This is a genomic window from Desulfurobacterium indicum (assembly GCF_001968985.1).
Taxonomy (GTDB): domain Bacteria; phylum Aquificota; class Aquificia; order Desulfurobacteriales; family Desulfurobacteriaceae; genus Desulfurobacterium_A; species Desulfurobacterium_A indicum.
The window spans coordinates 42024-60093 of the sequence record NZ_MOEN01000009.1; the positions used below are offsets into that span (position 1 = coordinate 42024).

The following is an 18070-nucleotide window of genomic DNA, read 5'->3' on the forward strand; positions in this document are numbered from 1 at the left end:
ACGCCTCCTGTTTATCGCTTTTTAAATACGATTCTTATAGGTATTTTTGTAAAACCAAAGCGTTGGCGAATTCTGTTTTCAAGGAATCTACGAAAATTTGGGGGTATACCTTCTGGATAGTTTGCGAATAGAAGAAAAGTTGGTGGCTTTATTTTTACTTGTGTTCCGTAGTAAATTTTAACTATTCTGTTTTTGTAAACGGGAGGTTGATGAATTTCCATTAGCTCTTTTAATGCTCTGTTAAATTCTCCAGTTTTGACTTTTCTGGTATATTGTTCATATATATCGTCAATTTGTTTGAGTAATTCTTTCAGGTTTTTCTTCTCTTTGGCTGAGATAAAAACTTTTGGTGCATAAGGAATAAAATCAAACACCATATCCAGTTTGTTCTGTATTTTTTCCCATTCTTTTTGATTCTCTATCTTATCTATTTTGTTAACTGCTATGATGATCGGTTTATATTTCTGAAGAGCTATACCGGCTATTTTTGCATCCCTTTCTGTAGGTCCTTCTTCTGCGTCTATAAGCAGAACTACAATGTCAGCTCTATCTATAGCGTCAAGAGCTCTAAGGTAGCTGTAGTATTCGATATCTTTTATCTTTCCTCTTCTTCTGATGCCTGCTGTATCTATGAAAATGTACTCCTTTCCGTCTATTTTTACGTAACTGTCGATCGCGTCTCTTGTTGTTCCGGGAACATCAGAGACAATAGCTCTCTCTTCTCCAACGAGAGCATTTAAGAGGGTGGATTTTCCCATATTTGGTCTTCCAATTATTGCTATTTTCGGTGGTTCTGTATTTTCCCGGATTTCAATCTCTTTTTTTTCTTCGAGAGATTCGGCTATTTTTTCAAGGCCTTCTAAATCGTTTCCGGTAATGATTTTGTTTATTTTTTCTGCGCTTTCTTTCTCACTGAATCTTGACTTTGCGTTTTTCTTTAATTCTTCCGGAAGTTTTTCAATAATTTTTTCCTTTAAAGTAGGAATACCTATTTTATGTATTGTTGACATTGGAATAACTTCTTCAAATCCAAGCTTGTAGGCATCATAGGCAAGATGGTCCATAAACGGTTCATCTATTTTATTGACTGCCACTATTATGGGTTTTTTCCATTTTCTTAAAATCCTTGCAACCTCTTCATCAAGAGGAGTAACTCCCTCCTGTCCGTCTATTACAAATACGATGATGTCGGCTTCGTCCATAGCTCTTTGTGCCTGTTTTGTTATAGAATTTGAAAATCCCTCGCCAGATGTATCAACACCACCTGTATCTATCAATAGGACAGTATGCTCGTCAATATCTGCTTCCTGAACTATACGATCTCTTGTTACGCCAGGGGTGTCGTCAATGATTGCGGCTTTTTTGCCTAAAAGTCTATTAAAAAGGGAAGATTTACCAACGTTAGGTCTTCCCACAATTGCTATTACCGGTAATCTCTTCATTTTTTCCTCCGTTACAGGAATTTTTGGCTGGAGGAAAACTATAATTTTCCACAACCTGTTGCAACGTTTATTATCCTATATCCCATATATCTTTTGGTGTCATGCTTCTGACAAACAATGTTGTTGGTAGGTCTTCCGTTATCTGGTTTATCCTTTTAACTGTTTTTTCTTCTTTTCCTTCTTCAGGAATGCCAAGACCAAGTATTATCAGATCGGAAAACATAGAATTTTCTTTTATTAAGGTATGAAAGTCTTCTTGCTCTTTGTTAACTATGATGTTAACCTCTGTGTCAAGTCTTGCCGCTTTTAAAAGTTTTTTATATGCTTCCTCAAAAATTGCAGCTTCTTTTTCAGAGTTAACCACTTTCATTATACGTATGTTTGCTTTTTTCCATTCATGGTGTTCTTTCAAAGTGTGGGCAATGAATGTCATTAAGGCAAAATTTCCGCCTCTTCCGCCCCACCAGATATCTATTGTACTTTTTCTGCCCCAGCCTTTTGACTCATTGAAATTCAGAATGAGCACATCTTTCTTCAGGTTTGTTAACTCTTTTATGCTTTTGATAAGCCTTAATTGATTCTGGAAGTTTTTACCCCATCCGAAAAGTGCTGTATTTGCTTCTACGGTCCCGAATCCGTAGCTCTGAGCAACTATCGGGAATATATTTTTGTCATTTTTTGCAACTATGACTTTGGGAAAGAAATCAAGCTTATTTTCCTTTATAAAATCTGCAAGAATTTTGGTTTCTTCCTGCCTTTTTGTTTCTATATTCTCACCCTCTGAAGAGAAAATGATATTAACAAGGCTTATTAAGCCATCGTTGAAGGATAAAAATCTTGCAAAGTCCACAAGGTAAGGTCTCTCTTTCGGTCTGCCTGAAAATACAAGAACGTTTGGTCTCCACTCTTTAGGATCCTGCTCTTTTTCGTTTACCTTTAGAAGTGCGAATTTTGCTATCGATATTAAAATTCCAGTTTTTATATCGCCCCATGCCTGTTTATACTGTTTTCGTCTGAGGAATCCGTATAGAAGAAGCAGAAGTATTGTAGCAACAGCAGTAGCTCCAGCGTTGATTAAAAACATGACTATGTATGATCCAGCAACGCCATATGCAGAGATATACCAGGGAACTTTGAAAGAAGGTCTGTATGTGGGAGGTTTAAGAAGTCCGTAAAGTGCTGCAGCCAGGTTGGTTACTGCGTAAGTTATCAGGAAGAACATGGTAATTATAGAGGCCACCAGGTTAAGTGAACCAAGGAATAGAATGCCCTGGGCAATAATATACGTTATGATTATTCCAGCTCTGGGCTCTTCCTTCTTTGAACCAAGTGTTGCTGCAAAAAAGGAAGGAACAACACCGTCAAATGCAAGAGCTTGTAGTGTCCTTGGTGCTCCCACTATAAATGTTAGAGCTGAGGAGAGAGTTGCCATCCAGATGCCAATGTAAACCAGGAACGGAAATATGGAGTTGTGAACCATTACAAGGGTATCTTTTTGCAAAACAGTGTAAGGTGCGGTGCATGCCAGTTTATAAGCAATGAATATATAAGTTACATAGGATACAAGGAGAGCCGATATGATTCCGATCGGTATTGCTCTTTTCGGATTTTTAAGCTCTCCTGACATGGCAATGCCTGCTGTTACTCCTGTTACAGCGGGGAAAAAGACGGCAAACACTGTCCAGAAGTTTTGACCCTTAATATAATGAGGAGCAAGATTTTGGGATATTAGAGAGAAGTGAGGATTAAATATGAAAGATAAAATACCGGCAATTAAAGCAAGAAATATACCTATCTGAAGCTTCATTACAAAATCTGCACCGATATAAGCGATTACGGTGAAGAGGATTAGAACGGCAGTTGCTACTATCGTTATCGGGATGTTTGGGAATATGCCTCTTAATGATTCAGCAAAACCTATAAGATAGAAGGCTACTGAAATTGCTTGAGAAATATATAAAGGTATACCTATTGTTCCACCTACATCCAATCCTAAGCTTCTTGAAATTATGTAATATACACCGCCAACGCCTACTTCTTTGTTTGTTGAAATAGAAGATAAAGAGAGGCCGGTTACAAAGGATATGGACATTGCCAGAGTTATAAGAATTATACCTTCTATTAGGCCTGTGTTTCCTATTACCCATCCTGTTCTTAAAAATAGAATTACGCCAAAAATTGATAGCAATGTCGGAACGAAAACGCCGGTGAACGTATTAAATCTTCTGATACTTTCACTCATGTATCAATACCTCTCTTTTTGACAAGCTTATAACCTAGCTTTTCTGCCCAGACTTTTACAAAAAATTCGACGCTCCTATCATACATCTTTTCAGCTTCCGGCGGAAAGAGGCATCCGGGGATTTCTCCCATGTCTTTGTGATACTTAATGCATTCGCAGCATACACCTCTTTTGTTGCATGCCATATAGGTGCAACCGCAGAATTCCAGGTTTCTGTCACGTTTGCATTCCATTTTTATCCTCCTCTATTCTGCAGTTATACCTTCGTATTTATACTGGTAACCTCCTAATTTTAGAAGATCTATTCTTAGCATAATTTGATAGCTTATTGTTCCGTCAAAACTTTTTATCCAGTGATAAGAGATGTTGCCCTTCCAGCAGTTTCTGTTTATACTCAAAGTGTATTGCCTTTCTCTGTCAAAATTGTATTGTAAGTCGTAACGTTGAGAGTATGAAAATGTTAGATAGCGGTTGATATGCAGGGTTGTTCCCCATCGAATGTAGTCATTTTTTTCTGCTTTTACAAAAGAGCGATAATGATTTATCCACAGGGAAATCTTTTTTCCAGCAAAGTTTACATAGGAATCAATTTTTGATATTTCCTTTGTGTTTCCGTTTAATTCGAGGTGCTCTCTTAATGTTAATCTGGAATTTGGAGTCACTTCTACGTCCATATTCCATGTTTCCCAAGGTTCCTTTTCCAGGTAGAAGTTGTATCCGTTTTCAATTTTAAGTTTTGCAAGTTGTTTTTCTTTCTTGTAAAAGTAAGTAGTCAAAGAAGCTGTTATTTTCTTTTCTCTTTCTATCACATCTGTTCCGTCAAAGTCTGGGATATCGTTTTGATTTTTACTCTGAACATAGTTGAAGGAGATTTCGGGATTTATTGAAACTGTCAGGTTGTCCGTTGAAAATCTGTAATTGGAAAAGTGCTTTTCTTCGTATTTCCACAGGCTTCTGTAAATGTTTTCTGTTCCATTTTCACTGATTGAGTAATAAGAAATAAGGTTACTTAACTTGAAACTGTTTTTCAGGCTTCCTGTGAATATAGTGTATCTTAACGAAGGTTCAATGTTGAATCTGCTTCCTCTAAATCCCACTTTCCTGTAAAAGTATGTAAAGTCAGAGTTAATGCTGAAGGTTAGAGGTAATCTTTTAATTATTGGAATGTCCATTAAGTAAAAGTTAACCTCTGGAAGTTTTTGAAAGATAGAATCCGTTGAATTGTCAAGACTATCCAGATAAACGAGGTTTGCATTTAGAATTGCGTGATCCCATAGATGGGAGTAAGTTATGTCTGATTTCGTATATTGCTGAGTGATTGTTTCGACGTCTGTGGTTCCGTTTTCAGTAAAGAAATTTCTGCTGCTTACGATGTTTATTTTTATGTTGCCGTAGGAATAGTCAGATTTAAAATAAGAGTGTTTGAAGTCCAATTGCCAGTTTGTTTCATTTCCCGAATCTATTCGATAATAATAGAGATTACCTTTACTGTATGGTGACAGGACATATCTGAGCTTTGCACTTTCACCATTTCCGTCTCTAAAGCGTTTTTCGTAGGTTAGAGTAAGATCGGCGCTTCTTCCCAGAACTATATAAAAAGGTTGTTTTATCGTTATACCCTGATCTTTAATGTAGCCGAATTTGGGTACTAAGAAACCTGTTGTTCTTTTTTCGACGATGGGTCCACTTATCGCAGGTGAAATTATTACGGGAACAGAAAGGATGTCAAAAGCCACCCACTTTCCTTTAAAGCTTTCCCCTGTTTTTATCTTGAACTCTTTTGCTTCTATTGACCAATCCGGTCTTTCACAACAGCAACAACAGGGAGTATATGTTCCGTTATATGCAAACCAGAGCTTGTCGGAAACTTTTACCAGTTTTTCGGCTTTTATAAAATCGGTGGGAGATATTTCACCTTCAACCTTATAGAATTCTGCTTTTTTAGTGGCAATGCTGTATTTCAGGCTGGAACACCACAATTTTATCGGCGGCTGTTCTATAAAAACGTTTCCTGAGATAGTTATAATTTTTGTTTTGTTGTCGTAGGAGAGTAAATTCCCTTTAATGGTTGCATTATCAAAGTGCACTGTTACATTTCCTACCGCTTTTATTCTTGATTGAACGTTCCCTTTGATTTTGTCGGCTGTCAGTGTTATTGGTCCCTGAAGTTGACCGAAAGCATTGTAGATCTGGAAAATGACAAGAATTAGTGCAGTTATAAATTTTTTCACCAATACACTCCGCCTGTTTTGTTAGCTTTTATTTTAAACTAAAATCGTTTGGTTGAAAGGCATAGTAGAGCTAAAGTAAATAGGAAGTTTCTCTTTCTTTTAGAAAATGGTATAGATTTAAATGTGTAAATTCCTGAGGAGGTGGAGTCATGGAAAGGCTTTCAGATTTTATAAGGAAGATTGCTCTTGTAGAAATAGGTGCCATTTCCGTAGTGAATAAGAAAGTTGAAGAGTTTGTGAGGAAACTGGAAGAGGAAGGTAAGATTGCGGAAAAAGAAGGCACTAAACTTCTTGCAGATTTGAAAAAGACTTTTGAGAATCAAAAGAAAGAGGTTGAAGAGAAGATTGAAGAGATAATTAAAAAAATGAATCTTGCCACTAAAGATGATGTTAAGCGTTTAGAGAAAGAAATTGAAGAGTTGAAAGATGAAATTTGTAAGTTGAAGGGTGATAAATAGTGATTTCTATAAAAGAGAGAAACAGAAGGGTAAAGGATGTAACAGGTGCTCTGTTCTTTTGTAGTTATGAGTATTTGAAGGCCAAGGTTCCCGGTTCTTTTTTACGTCTTGGTAAATTGATATTTCGCAGGTGGAAATTTTTGCTTGATTATCCTCCTCCTGTTCGTTTAAGGATTGCTCTTGAGACTTTAGGGCCCACCTATATAAAGATAGGGCAGATGCTTTCTACGAGAGTTGATGTTTTCCCTGAGGAATACATAAAAGAACTTGAGAAGCTTCAGGATAATGTTCCTCCCGTTCCTCTTGATGATATTTTAAAAGTTCTCGGTAATATGAAAGAGGCTTTTATTGAATTTTCTGAAAAGCCTATAGGTTCCGGATCCATAGCCCAGGTTCATACTGCTGTTCTTAAAGATGGGAAAAAAGTTGCCGTAAAAGTAATAAAGCCTGGTGTTGAAGGTCAAATAAAAAAGGATGTTGCTATTCTTAAACTTCTGGTAAAAAAATTATCGAGATTTGTGAAGCCTTTAAGAGATTATCGAATTCCTTCAATTATTGAGGAATTTGAGAGGGTGTTGCTTGATGAGTTTGATCTTACAAAAGAGGCTTCTTATATGGAAATGTTTAGAAAATTTGCAGAAGAAAAGGAGCCGAGGCTTGTTGTTCCTGCAGTTTACTGGGAATACACCAACAGGAATGTTTTGGTTTCCGAGTTTATAAATGGAACGAAACTTACTGATCTTAAAAACCTGGAAAAATTTGATAGAAGAAAGCTTGCCAAAGATTTCGTGATTCTTGTAAATAGGCAGATTTTTGAACTTTCTGTTTTTCACGGGGATCTTCATCCAGGAAATATTTTTGTCCTTGATGATGGAAGGCTTGCTTTTGTTGATTTTGGAATTATTGGAAGGCTTTCACCGGATACATTTTCAGCGTTTTTTATGTTTTCGTATGCCGTTATGAAAAAAGATGTTGATATGATAGTCGAGGCTTTGAAAAAAGTTGGAGCGGTTGGCGATAATGTTAATGAACAGCTTTTAAAAAGGGAACTTCTTATTTTTCTTGATAAATATTACAACAGACCTCTTTCAAAAATAGATGCTGAAAAATTTTTTTACGAGGAACTTGCAATAACAAGGCAGTTCAATGTTGTTCTTCCAGAAGAGTTACTGGTTTTATTAAAGACGGTGACGCACACAGAATCCGTTGCAAGAATAATCTGTCCGGACTTTACGCTTCCTCCCGTCCTTCAACCTTACTTAAAGAAATTGATACCAAAATTTATGCTGGAGGATTTCCGTCGCAGAACAATGAGGGCAGCCGCAGCTTATGCGTCTTTAATAGAGAATCTTCCAGAACTTCTGGAAAAAAACTTGAAAAAAAATAGAAACGAAAAGAGGGAAATTCCTGTTCTGGAATCCTCATTTATTCTGGGATTTAGTATCATTCTTGCTACAAAACCCATAATGGTGCCGGTTTATCTTTTGCTTGCTGCTCTTTATCCGTTTTTGAAGGGAGGAAACGATTAAATGAGTGTTTATGTTTCTCTGATTCACTATCCTGTTTACAACAAGGAGAAAAAAGTTGTTGCTACATCTATTACTACACTTGATATTCACGATATTGCCAGATCTTCACGAACTTATGGAGTTAAAGGCTATTACATCGTTCAACCTATAGAGAATCATTTGTGGCTTGCCAATAAGTTGCTTTCTTTCTGGCAGGGGGGACACGGAAGAGAATATAATCCGAAAAGATGGGAAGCATTAAAACTTGTTAAGGCTGTTCCTTATATAGAAGATGCGATTTCAGATATTGAAAAAAAAGAAGGTAAAAAGCCTAAAATTGTTTCGACTTCGGCTAAAAGATATGAACATACAGTTTCTTTTGATTTTTTAAGGAGAGAAATAACTAAAAATGAGCATCCTTATTTGATATGTTTTGGCACAGGTTGGGGGTTGACGGAAGAGTTTATCCATTCTTCTGATTATATTCTTGAACCTATATGTGGTCCTACCGATTATAATCATCTTTCTGTTCGTTCCGCTGCCTCCATAGTTCTGGACAGGTTACTCGGTTTGCGATAAAATACAGGATTAAATTCAGTATCCTGGAAAGGGAGGTAGAAGGAATGAAGAGAGTATTAAGTTTCTTTTCCGTGGCTCTTTTTGCGTTGATGGCTATTTTTGCGCCTGCACACGCGGAAGATGTTATCAAGATAGGTGTGGCCGGTCCTCACACCGGAGATCTGGCACCGTTTGGGGTTCCGACTGTCCATGCTGTCAAAATAGTTGCTGAAAAATATAATGCTAAAGGTGGCCTTCTTGGCAAAAAGATTGAAGTTATTGTTCTTGATGATCAATGCAAGCCAGAAATAGCGACAAACGTTGCTACAAACCTTGTAACACAGGGAGTTGTTGGAGTTATCGGTCATATTTGTAGTGGTGCTACAAAAGCAGCGCTTCCTATTTACAAGCAAGCCAGAATTCCTGTTATTTCTCCGTCTGCAACAAACCCATCTCTTACAAAACTTGGTGCTCCTGTTTTCTTTAGAACTATTGCACCAGATAATGCTCAGGCTAAGCTTGATGCTGATTTTATTATCAATAAACTTCACGCTAAAAGAGTGGCAATTATTCACGACAAAGAGGATTACGGAAAAGGTCTTGCAACTTATGTTAAGGATTACATAGAAAAGAGCGGAAAGGCAAAGGTAGTCCTTTTTGCTGGTGTTACAAGAGGTGCAATGGATTATTCTGCTATTGTTCAGAGGATTAAAAGGGTTCATCCGGATGTTGTAATGTTTGGAGGCTACCATCCTGAGGCATCCAAAATCGTTATGGCTATGAGAAGAATGAGAGTTAAAGTTCCGTTTATTTCAGGTGATGGTATTAAAAACGATAAATTTATTCAGGTTGCTGGAAAGTATGCAGAAGGTGTTTATGCATCAGGTCCTAAAGATATTTCAGGAAATCCCCTTTACAAAGTAGCTCTTGAAGAGCATAAAAAGAAATACGGAACAGAGCCTGGAGCTTTCTACTTCAACGGATATGCGGCTGCTCAGGCACTTTTCAATGCTATTCAAAAAGCAGGTTCAACAGATTTCGATAAGATAGTTAAAGTTCTTCATACGCAGTATGTTGAAACTCCACTTGGTAAAATTAAGTTTGATAAGAATGGCGAAGCTGAAGGTGTAGGTTTTGCCATTTATCAGGTTAGAAACGGAAAGTTTGTCCAGGTTCAGTAATTGGTTTATAATTTATTCGTAAATTTTATAGGGCGGCGGGTAGCTTTTTCAGTTATCCGCCGCTATTCTATGAGTAGAGGTGTGTGAGATGATTGATTGGGGATACTTTACAGACCTCTTCGTTAGTGGCCTGACAAAGGGAAGTATCTATGCCCTTATAGCTCTTGGTTACACCATGGTTTACGGTATTATCCAGTTGATTAATTTTGCACATGGCGAAATTTATATGATAGGTGCTTTTACTGCACTTATATTTGCCGTTCTGCTCGGGAAATTTGGTTTGAGCACGGGATTTATTTTTCTCATAGTTACTGTGATAGCGGTGATTTATGCTTCGGCTTATGGTTACACTGTTGAGAAAATAGCTTACAAACCTTTAAGGAACGCTCCGAGGCTTTCGCCTCTTATCAGTGCTATCGGTATGTCTCTCTTTTTACAGAACTATGTTATGCTTGCACAGACACCGGATTTCGTTCCGTTTCCAGATCTTATTCCCCATATAGGTATTCTTGATAAAATAAGCGATTATATAGACCCTGTAGGTTTGATAATAATCATTGTTACCTTCATTGTTATGATTGCTCTCCATTTCTTTATTAAGAAGACAAAAATAGGAAAAGCCATGAGAGCAACTGCTCAGAATAAAACGATGGCGATGCTCTGTGGTGTTGATGTTGATAAAACAATTTCCATGACGTTTATTATAGGTTCAGCTCTTGCTGCGATAGGTGGTGTTTTAATCGGTTCTTATGTAGGCCAGATAAACTTTTTCATAGGTTTTATGGCTGGACTTAAAGCATTTACCGCTGCTGTTTTAGGTGGAATTGGAAGTATTCCAGGTGCGGCTCTTGGAGGAATTATCTTAGGTTTAACAGAAAGTTTTGGTGCGGGATATATATCAAGTGATTATCAGGATGTTTTTGCGTTTATTCTTCTTGTCTTGATCCTTATTTTCCGCCCTGCAGGCATTCTTGGCAAAACTGATACCGAAAAAGTTTAAGCAGGTGGTAGGAGATGAAAGGAGTTATAGAAGAGACAAAAAAGTCGCTAGTAGCAGCTCTCTGGTTTGTGTTTTTAACATTTCCAATAATGGTAATGAAGGTGGATACTGCCGATAATAAGATAATCTTTCGGTGGAAAAACATCTTATATGTTGCGATTGCAGCTTTTATTCTTTCTTATCTATGGAGATACTTTCTGGAAAGAAAAGAAAGAAAAGGAAGTAGTGATGAAGATTCAATAATTTACAAGGTTCTCTCTAATCCCAAGTATAGCAGGCCCTTCTATGCGGCTGTTTTACCTTTTGCTATTGCTTTCCCTTGGCTTTTTTCAACGTATCAAACAAACATAATGGCAACTGCACTGATATATGTTATGCTGGGACTCGGACTTAATATAGTTGTAGGGCTTGCAGGTCTTCTTGATCTTGGATATGTGGCTTTTTATGCCGTAGGTGCTTATGCTTACGCACTGCTGAATTACCATTTTGGGCTTAATTTCTGGGAAGTTCTACCTATTGCCGGTATTCTTGCAGCATTTGCCGGTATTCTTTTAGGTTTTCCGGTTTTAAGACTTCGTGGTGATTATCTTGCCATAGTCACTTTGGGATTTGGCGAAATTATCAGAATAGTTCTTGAAAACTGGGATAGTGTTACTTTCGGTCCAAGTGGTATTTCCGGTGTTCCAAGGCCACCTCTCTTTGGCATTAAGATGAATGTGAATCAATCTCTTATTTATATTTATTACATAACTCTGGCGTTTGTTATTTTCACAATTTTTGTTGTTAACAGATTACAAAATTCCAGACTTGGCCGTGCCTGGTTAGCGTTGAAAGAAGATGATATAGCCTGTCAGGCAATGGGAATAGATAGAGTTACTGCAAAACTTACAGCTTTTGCTCTTGGCGCGACCTGGGCTGGATTTGCCGGTGTGATTTTTGCGGCAAAAACAACTTATGTCAGCCCAGCAAGTTTTACGTTCTTTGAATCTGTTGTTATCCTTTCCATTGTTGTTCTCGGTGGTATGGGTTCTATCGTTGGTGTTATTCTTGCAGCACTTGTTATGATCCTTCTTCCAGAATATTTGAGGGCGTTTTCTGATTATAGAATGTTGATTTTTGCACTTGCGCTGGTTCTGGTAATGGTGTTTAAACCGGAGGGTTTGATTCCGTTTAGAGGTGGTAGATTCGTTTACAAGAAAAAAGAGTCGGCTGAGGGTGGCAATGAGTGAGCCTATTCTTGATGTTAGAAATCTTACGATGCAATTTGGAGGACTTAAAGCAGTAGATAATGTAAGTTTGCAGGTTTATCCGGAGCAGATAGTTGCTCTTATAGGACCAAACGGTGCTGGAAAGACTACGTTTTTTAACTGTGTTACGGGTATTTATAAACCTACTGCCGGTGATATCTATTTGAGAACGAAAGATGGAAAAAAGGTAAGAATAAATGGTATGAAGCCAAATAAAATTACAGAGCTGGGACTTGCAAGAACGTTTCAGAACATACGTCTTTTTCCTAATATGACTGCACTTGAAAATGTTATGGTTGGAAGGCATTGTAGGACAAAATCCTGGATATTGGGAGCAATCTTTAAAGGGCCAAGAACAAGGAAAGAAGAAGAGGAAACAATAGAGAAAAGTTATGAGCTTCTTAAACTTGTTGGACTTGAAAAGTATGTTAATGAGCTTGCAAAAAATCTTCCTTATGGTGCTCAGAGACGTCTTGAGATTGCAAGGGCGCTTGCTACAGAACCGTCTGTTCTCTTGCTTGATGAGCCTGCTGCTGGTATGAATCCTAAGGAGACAACCGAGCTTATGGATTTAATATATCACATTAGAGATAACGAAAATATCTCTATCCTGCTGATAGAACATGATATGAAACTTGTCATGAATATTTCAGAGAAAGTTTATGTCATGGAATACGGAAAGCTCCTTGCCGAAGGAACACCTGAAGAGATAAGGCATAATCCAGCGGTTATAAAAGCTTACCTTGGAGAGGAACACAATGCTTGAGGTTAGAAATATAAATACATTTTACGGTAATATACAGGCTCTTCATAATGTTTCTTTAAAGGTTAACGAAGGAGAAATTGTAACGCTTATCGGAGCTAACGGTGCAGGTAAAACAACCACGCTTATGTCTATATGTGGTGTTGTTCCTCCCCGGTCGGGAGAGATAATTTTTAACAGCGAGCCGATTCACAGGCTTCCTCCTCATAAGATAGTAGCAAAAGGAATAGTGCAGGTTCCCGAAGGACGTATGATTTTTCCTGAACTTACAGTAATGGAAAACCTTGATATGGGTGCCTATCTGAGGAAGGATAAAGAAGGAATTAAGAAAGATTTAGAGTATATTTTCGAACTTTTCCCGAGATTGGCAGAGAGGAAGAATCAACTTGGCGGTACACTTTCTGGTGGAGAACAGCAGATGTTGGCTATTTCACGAGCATTGATGGCAAGGCCCAAACTGTTGTTGCTTGATGAGCCTAGCCTTGGCCTTGCCCCTTTGATTATAAAACAGATTTTTGAAATCATAGTTAAAATCAACAGAGAGCATAAAACTACGATTCTTCTTGTTGAGCAGAATGCTCATCAGGCTCTTAGAATTGCCGATAGGGCTTATGTTATGGAAAGCGGCAGAATAACGATGGAAGATAAAGCAGAAAATCTTCTCAACAATGAGAAAGTTAAAAAAGCATACCTTGGTCTTTGATTTTTTCCACCCTTGTGGTGGATTTCCCCTTGAAATTTCCTCTTAAAATCTTATCTTTGCCTCTGGCGTAATTTTGAAATTAAGTTTCTTTGTTTTACAATAAGCCTGGCCATTTATAGAGGGGCTGGAGGCAACAGTGAGAAAATTACTCAAAATATCCTTTAATAAAAAAGATTTCAGGTTTGTTATAGGAATTATCATCATACTTGCTTTTCTTTATTTTGCGCTTTTGCTTGCCCGTAAAGGTGGTAGTTCGGGAGAAACCTTAACTATATCTTTGTCACCATCAGCTCTTTTTAAATATTCTTTCTTTTCCCTTTCAAGAATGGGAGCTGCGTATTTGTTGTCTTTGATATTTAGCCTTGTTTATGGATATTTTGCGGCTTACAATAAGAAAGCCGAAATGATTCTTATGCCTCTTCTTGATGTTCTTCAAAGTGTTCCTATACTTTCTTTTTTGCCTGTTACTTTGCTAGCTTTCAGCACTTTTTTGTCTCAGAATATTGCAGCAGAGCTTGCATCTGTTGTCCTTATATTTACAAGCCAGGCATGGAACATCACTTTTGCCTGGTATCAATCTCTTATAACGATTCCGAAAGATCTTGATGAAGCCAGCAGAGTATTCAGATTTAACAGGCTGTTGCGTTTAAAAACTCTGGAGCTTCCCTTTGCGGCTATTAATCTTATATGGAACAGCATGATGAGCTGGGCGGGGGGATGGTTTTTCCTCATGGCAGCGGAGATGTTTACTGTTGGGAACAAAGACTTTCGCCTCCCGGGGCTTGGTTCTTATCTTCAAACGGCGGCAGATAAAAAAGATATACATGCAATTCTTATGGGACTTTTCGCTTTGATTCTTATTATTGTTATTCTTGATCAGCTTGTTTGGAGGCCACTTCTTGCCTGGTCTGTGAAGTTCAAAATAGAGTATGTTGAATCTGATAAAGAACCATCTTCCTGGTTTTATAACTTTCTTCAATCATCGGGTATTCTTGAAAAACTTGATGCAATGTGGCAGATGATTTCTGAAAAGATAGATATGTGGTCAATAAAGAAGTGGCCTTTTAGAGACAGATCTGAAGAGGAGAAGGAGAGTCTTTTTTCAAAAATCGTATTTTATGTTTTTGTGATTTTTGTTGTTTATGAAGCTGTTAAAGCTGTTGGCGTTATGATGGATATTCCTTCTTATGAATGGGAAGAGATATTTAGGGCTCTTGGGGCGACAACTTTGCGAGTTTTCATAGCTTTAGTTTTGTCGCTTGTCTGGACTATTCCGGTCGGTGTTGCTATTGGAAGAAATGAAAAGCTTGCCGGATGGCTTCAGCCGCTTGTCCAGATCATAGCTTCTATTCCAGCAACTGCCCTTTTCCCGGTTTTTGTTCTCATCTTTTTGAATCTTCCAGGAGGTTTAAATGTAGCTTCTATTGTTCTAATGATGGCAGGAACTCAGTGGTATATCTTGTTTAATGTTATAGCTGGAGCCTCTTCCATTCCTAAGGATCTGGAATATACAACGCAGCTACTTCATCTATCAAAGTGGGAAAAGTGGAAAGTTCTTATTCTTCCTGCAATTTTTCCCTATGTTGTTACAGGTGGGATAACAGCTGCCGGTGGAGCCTGGAATGCCAGTATAGTTGCCGAATATATTAAGTTTGGTGGTAAGGTTTTGAAAATAAATGGTCTTGGAGAATTGATTGCCCTTTCAACAGCTAACGGTAACTATCCTCTTCTTTTAACATCTACTGTGGTTATGATCGTTACGGTTGTTTTGATAAACAGGTTGTTCTGGAAAAAGCTGTATGACCTTGCACACGAAAAGTTTTCAATGGAGTAAGAATATGGAAAAGCAGAAAGAAAAAAGAGTTCTGGTAGATTTAAAAAACATAAGCCATATGTATAAAGGAAGGGAGAAATCTTTCTATGCATTAAAAAATATAAATCTTAAGCTTTATGAAGATGAATTTGTTTGTCTGGTAGGGGCTTCTGGTAGTGGGAAAAGTACCCTTTTAAGGATTATAACAGGCCTTCAGAAACCTACCGAAGGTGAGGTTTTATATAAGGGAAAGCCGCTTAAAGGTGTTAATCCTGATGCTACAATTGTTTTCCAGACGTTTGCCCTGTTTCCCTGGTTAACAGTTCTTGAAAATGTTGAAATTGCCCTTAAAGCTCGCGGTATTCCGAAAAAGATAAGAGTTCCAATTGCCCTTGAGTTGATTGATAGAGTGGGACTTGATGGTTTTGAGACAGCGTATCCCCGTGAACTTTCCGGCGGTATGCGTCAAAAGGTTGGAATAGCAAGGGCTATAGCCCTTGAGCCTGAACTTTTATGTCTTGATGAACCATTTTCTGCCCTTGATGTCTTGAGCGCTGAAGCGATAAGGGGAGAGCTTTTGGAACTCTGGATAGAAGGGAAACTTCCCACAAAAACGATTTTGATGGTTACCCATAATATTGAAGAGGCTGTTTTTATGGCAGATAGAATTGTGGTAATGGATAAAAATCCTGGGAGAATTATTGCAGAACTTGAAGTAAACCTGCCCCATCCGAGAGATAGAAAATCTCAGGAATTTATAAACATAGTTGATAAAGTTTATTCTATTCTTGCGGGTAAAGTTGTTGAGGAATTACACACATTCGCTCAGGCGAAAAAACCGGGTAAGTTTATCCTTCCTGATGTTGATATCTCTGATCTTATAGGTCTTATAGAGTATCTTGATGAAAAAGCAGAAAAAAGGTATGACATATATAAACTTGCAGATGAGCTAAATATTGGTTCTGAAAAACTTTTAAATCTTATTGAAGCTGCGGAACTTTTAAAGTTTGTTGAAGTTAAAGATGGAGATGTTATTTTGACACCCCTTGGTGAAACGTTTTCTCAGGCAAGTATTCTTGTGAGAAAAGAGATGTTTGCCGTAGCTGTCAAGAAACTTCCTATATTCCAGTGGCTTATTAATATTTTAAAGTCTGCAGACAACAAAGCTTTAAAATGGGATGTTTTAGTTGCTTCTCTTTCTCTTGAAATGCCTGAAGAGGAAGCAGAAAGGCAACTGGAAATTCTTATCAAGTGGGGAAGATACGCGGAGATCATAGCTTACGATGATGAAAATGAGCTAATAATCCTTGAAAATGGATAATAAGGCGGCAAAGCGCCGCCCGCTTTATTTAACAGTTTCTGTCATTACAGGGAGAACGCGAGGCTCCATCGGTATGTGGCCAGTAAGAGATTCAAGGAACCTGGTGATTTCATAAGTTTGCTTTCTTGTAAGGTTTTTCTTTAGCATTTTCTTTGCCATTATTCTTACCGCTTCAGATAGGTCTTTAACAGAACCATCGTGGAAGTATGGAGCTGTTAGAGCTACGTTGCGTAGCTGTGCCGTTCTAAATTTATACATATCTGCCGGATTTTTGGTTACGTTGTATCTTCCCTTATCATTGTTAATATGGAATTTGTGGAACATTCCGTCGGAAAGAACGGGCCCCCTGTGGCAAGAGACACATCCTAAGTCAACAAAAAGTTTCATGCCTTTTATTTGTGTTTTGGTAAGTGCAGTTTTATCTCCAGCTAAGTATCTATCAAACGGTGAATTTGGTGTGATAAGCGTTCTTTCGTAAGCAGCTATGGCTTTAGCTACGTTATCGAATGTTATCGGATTTCTTTCTCCTGGAAATGCCTTTTTAAACAATTCTACATAGTCAGGTAGCTGCTTTAATCTTTCTACTACCATTTTTGGTGTTGCGTTCATCTCCACGTGTGCTGTCAACGGTCCTTTAGCCTGTTCTTCAAGAGTTGCGGCTCTTCCATCCCAGAACTGAACTTTTAAGAAAGCTGCGTTGAATACGGTTGGAGCGTTTCTCGGGCCATGTTGCCATTTGTCACCTATTGACGTTTTCTGGTTATCATCACCGCCTATTGAAAGATTATGGCACGTATTACAGGATATAAGTTCACTTCTTGAAAGTCTGGGATCAAAATAAAGTCTTTTTCCGAGCTCTATCTTAGCTGCTGTCATTGGATTATTGGCAGGAATCGGTGGCGTTGTTGGAAGAATTTCGAAAAACCTTGTATATTTGTTAGTTCCTGGCGGTGTAGTGTTTTTGCTAAGATTAGGTTTTCTTCCGAAAAGTTCTTCTGCCGCCTTCCCAAATTGTAGCCCTTTAGGCATTACACCGTTTGCAACGAGCTCTCTTGCTCTTGTTACAAGTTCTTCCGGTGTCTTGAATTTTTCAAGAAGTGTTTCTTTTGATGGAGCAATTTTACCGTGACATTGTGAACGGTAGTGTACGATATTTTGTGTAAGCTTGAGAAATGGGATAACCTCCTGGGGAACACCCCACAAATACCAACCCCAGGAGGCAAAAATGGAACTACAGAAGATTTTACCAGACCTAGTTAAGGAAGTGGTAAAGCAAACCTTAGAGTCAATCATGACGGCTGAAAGAGAAGTGTTTCTTAAAGAACATGGAGGAACAAAGAACGGCTTTTACGTTAGAAACTTAGATACTGTTATCGGTAAGCTTGAAAATCTGAGAATTCCAAGAGATAGAGAGGGAAAATTCAGAACAAAGTTGATAGAACCTTATAGAAGAAGAGATATCAATCTTGAAGACTTAATACTTGGGATGTTTGCCTCTGGTATGAGTGCAAGAGCAGTAGCCCAGGCTCTTGAAAGCGTGTTTGAACTTAAATACTCACCCTCAACCATAAGCAAAATATCGCAGGTAACCTTAGAGGAAATA

16 protein-coding genes are annotated in these 18070 nt (G+C 38.1%); 11 read left to right on the top strand and 5 right to left on the bottom strand.

Annotated features, from left to right (window positions below):
• Positions 1-11: 11 nt before the first annotated feature.
• The 4 genes from der to BLW93_RS03615 all read right to left on the bottom strand — a co-directional run bounded on the left by der (position 12) and on the right by BLW93_RS03615 (position 5915).
• Positions 12-1442, bottom strand: coding sequence for a ribosome biogenesis GTPase Der (gene der / locus BLW93_RS03600; protein ID WP_076712746.1), 1431 nt, complete (start codon positions 1440-1442; stop codon positions 12-14).
• Positions 1443-1512: 70 nt separating this feature from the next.
• Positions 1513-3684 carry an amino acid permease gene (locus BLW93_RS03605; RefSeq protein WP_076712747.1) on the bottom strand — a complete coding sequence of 724 codons (2172 nt, stop codon included), beginning with the start codon at positions 3682-3684 and terminating at the stop codon, positions 1513-1515.
• Positions 3681-3917 carry a DUF6485 family protein gene (locus BLW93_RS03610; protein WP_076712748.1) on the bottom strand — a complete coding sequence of 79 codons (237 nt, stop codon included), beginning with the start codon at positions 3915-3917 and terminating at the stop codon, positions 3681-3683. Before BLW93_RS03610 ends, BLW93_RS03605 begins: the two co-directional genes overlap by 4 nt.
• 12 nt (positions 3918-3929) lie before the next feature.
• Positions 3930-5915, bottom strand: a complete 1986-nt coding sequence (locus BLW93_RS03615; RefSeq protein WP_158025374.1) for an LPS-assembly protein LptD — start codon at positions 5913-5915, stop codon at positions 3930-3932.
• 149 nt (positions 5916-6064) lie between these two features.
• Between BLW93_RS03615 and BLW93_RS03620 the strand changes: the two genes are divergently transcribed.
• The 10 genes from BLW93_RS03620 (at position 6065) to BLW93_RS03665 (ending at position 16467) form a co-directional block, all read left to right on the top strand.
• Positions 6065-6373 carry a hypothetical protein gene (locus BLW93_RS03620; protein WP_076712750.1) on the top strand — a complete coding sequence of 103 codons (309 nt, stop codon included), beginning with the start codon at positions 6065-6067 and terminating at the stop codon, positions 6371-6373.
• The gene (locus tag BLW93_RS03625) at positions 6373-7902 is read left to right on the top strand and encodes an ABC1 kinase family protein (protein WP_245791989.1); all 1530 of its coding nucleotides are present in this window, start codon (positions 6373-6375) and stop codon (positions 7900-7902) included. The genes BLW93_RS03620 and BLW93_RS03625 overlap by 1 nt, the downstream gene beginning before the upstream one ends.
• Positions 7903-8460, top strand: a complete 558-nt coding sequence (locus BLW93_RS03630; protein WP_076712751.1) for an RNA methyltransferase — start codon at positions 7903-7905, stop codon at positions 8458-8460.
• A 44-nt stretch (positions 8461-8504) separates the two neighbouring features.
• Complete coding sequence (locus BLW93_RS03635; protein WP_076712752.1) at positions 8505-9620, top strand: branched-chain amino acid ABC transporter substrate-binding protein; 1116 nt, start codon at positions 8505-8507, stop codon at positions 9618-9620.
• A gap of 88 nt (positions 9621-9708) precedes the next feature.
• Entirely contained in the window at positions 9709-10620 is a 912-nt protein-coding gene (locus BLW93_RS03640) for a branched-chain amino acid ABC transporter permease (protein WP_076712753.1), read from the top strand.
• Positions 10621-10634: 14 nt separating this feature from the next.
• Entirely contained in the window at positions 10635-11849 is a 1215-nt protein-coding gene (locus BLW93_RS03645) for an ABC transporter permease subunit (RefSeq protein WP_076712754.1), read from the top strand.
• Positions 11842-12633 carry an ABC transporter ATP-binding protein gene (locus tag BLW93_RS03650; protein ID WP_076712755.1) on the top strand — a complete coding sequence of 264 codons (792 nt, stop codon included), beginning with the start codon at positions 11842-11844 and terminating at the stop codon, positions 12631-12633. The genes BLW93_RS03645 and BLW93_RS03650 overlap by 8 nt, the downstream gene beginning before the upstream one ends.
• Positions 12626-13333: an ABC transporter ATP-binding protein gene (locus BLW93_RS03655; protein ID WP_076712756.1), complete on the top strand. Its 708-nt coding sequence runs from the start codon at positions 12626-12628 to the stop codon at positions 13331-13333. The genes BLW93_RS03650 and BLW93_RS03655 overlap by 8 nt, the downstream gene beginning before the upstream one ends.
• A gap of 136 nt (positions 13334-13469) precedes the next feature.
• Positions 13470-15167, top strand: coding sequence for an ABC transporter permease (locus tag BLW93_RS03660; RefSeq protein ID WP_076712757.1), 1698 nt, complete (start codon positions 13470-13472; stop codon positions 15165-15167).
• A 4-nt stretch (positions 15168-15171) separates the two neighbouring features.
• Positions 15172-16467 carry an ABC transporter ATP-binding protein gene (locus BLW93_RS03665; RefSeq protein WP_076712758.1) on the top strand — a complete coding sequence of 432 codons (1296 nt, stop codon included), beginning with the start codon at positions 15172-15174 and terminating at the stop codon, positions 16465-16467.
• 24 nt (positions 16468-16491) lie between these two features.
• Here the strand turns inward: BLW93_RS03665 and BLW93_RS03670 are convergent, their stop codons facing one another.
• Positions 16492-17670 (bottom strand): cytochrome-c peroxidase, encoded by a 1179-nt coding sequence (locus tag BLW93_RS03670; protein WP_245791990.1) that lies wholly within the window; start codon positions 17668-17670, stop codon positions 16492-16494.
• Between the two features lie 22 nt (positions 17671-17692).
• Here BLW93_RS03670 and BLW93_RS03675 point away from each other — a divergent pair.
• The coding region (locus BLW93_RS03675; RefSeq protein ID WP_173790638.1) for a transposase at positions 17693-18070 on the top strand (378 nt) is incomplete at its 3' end.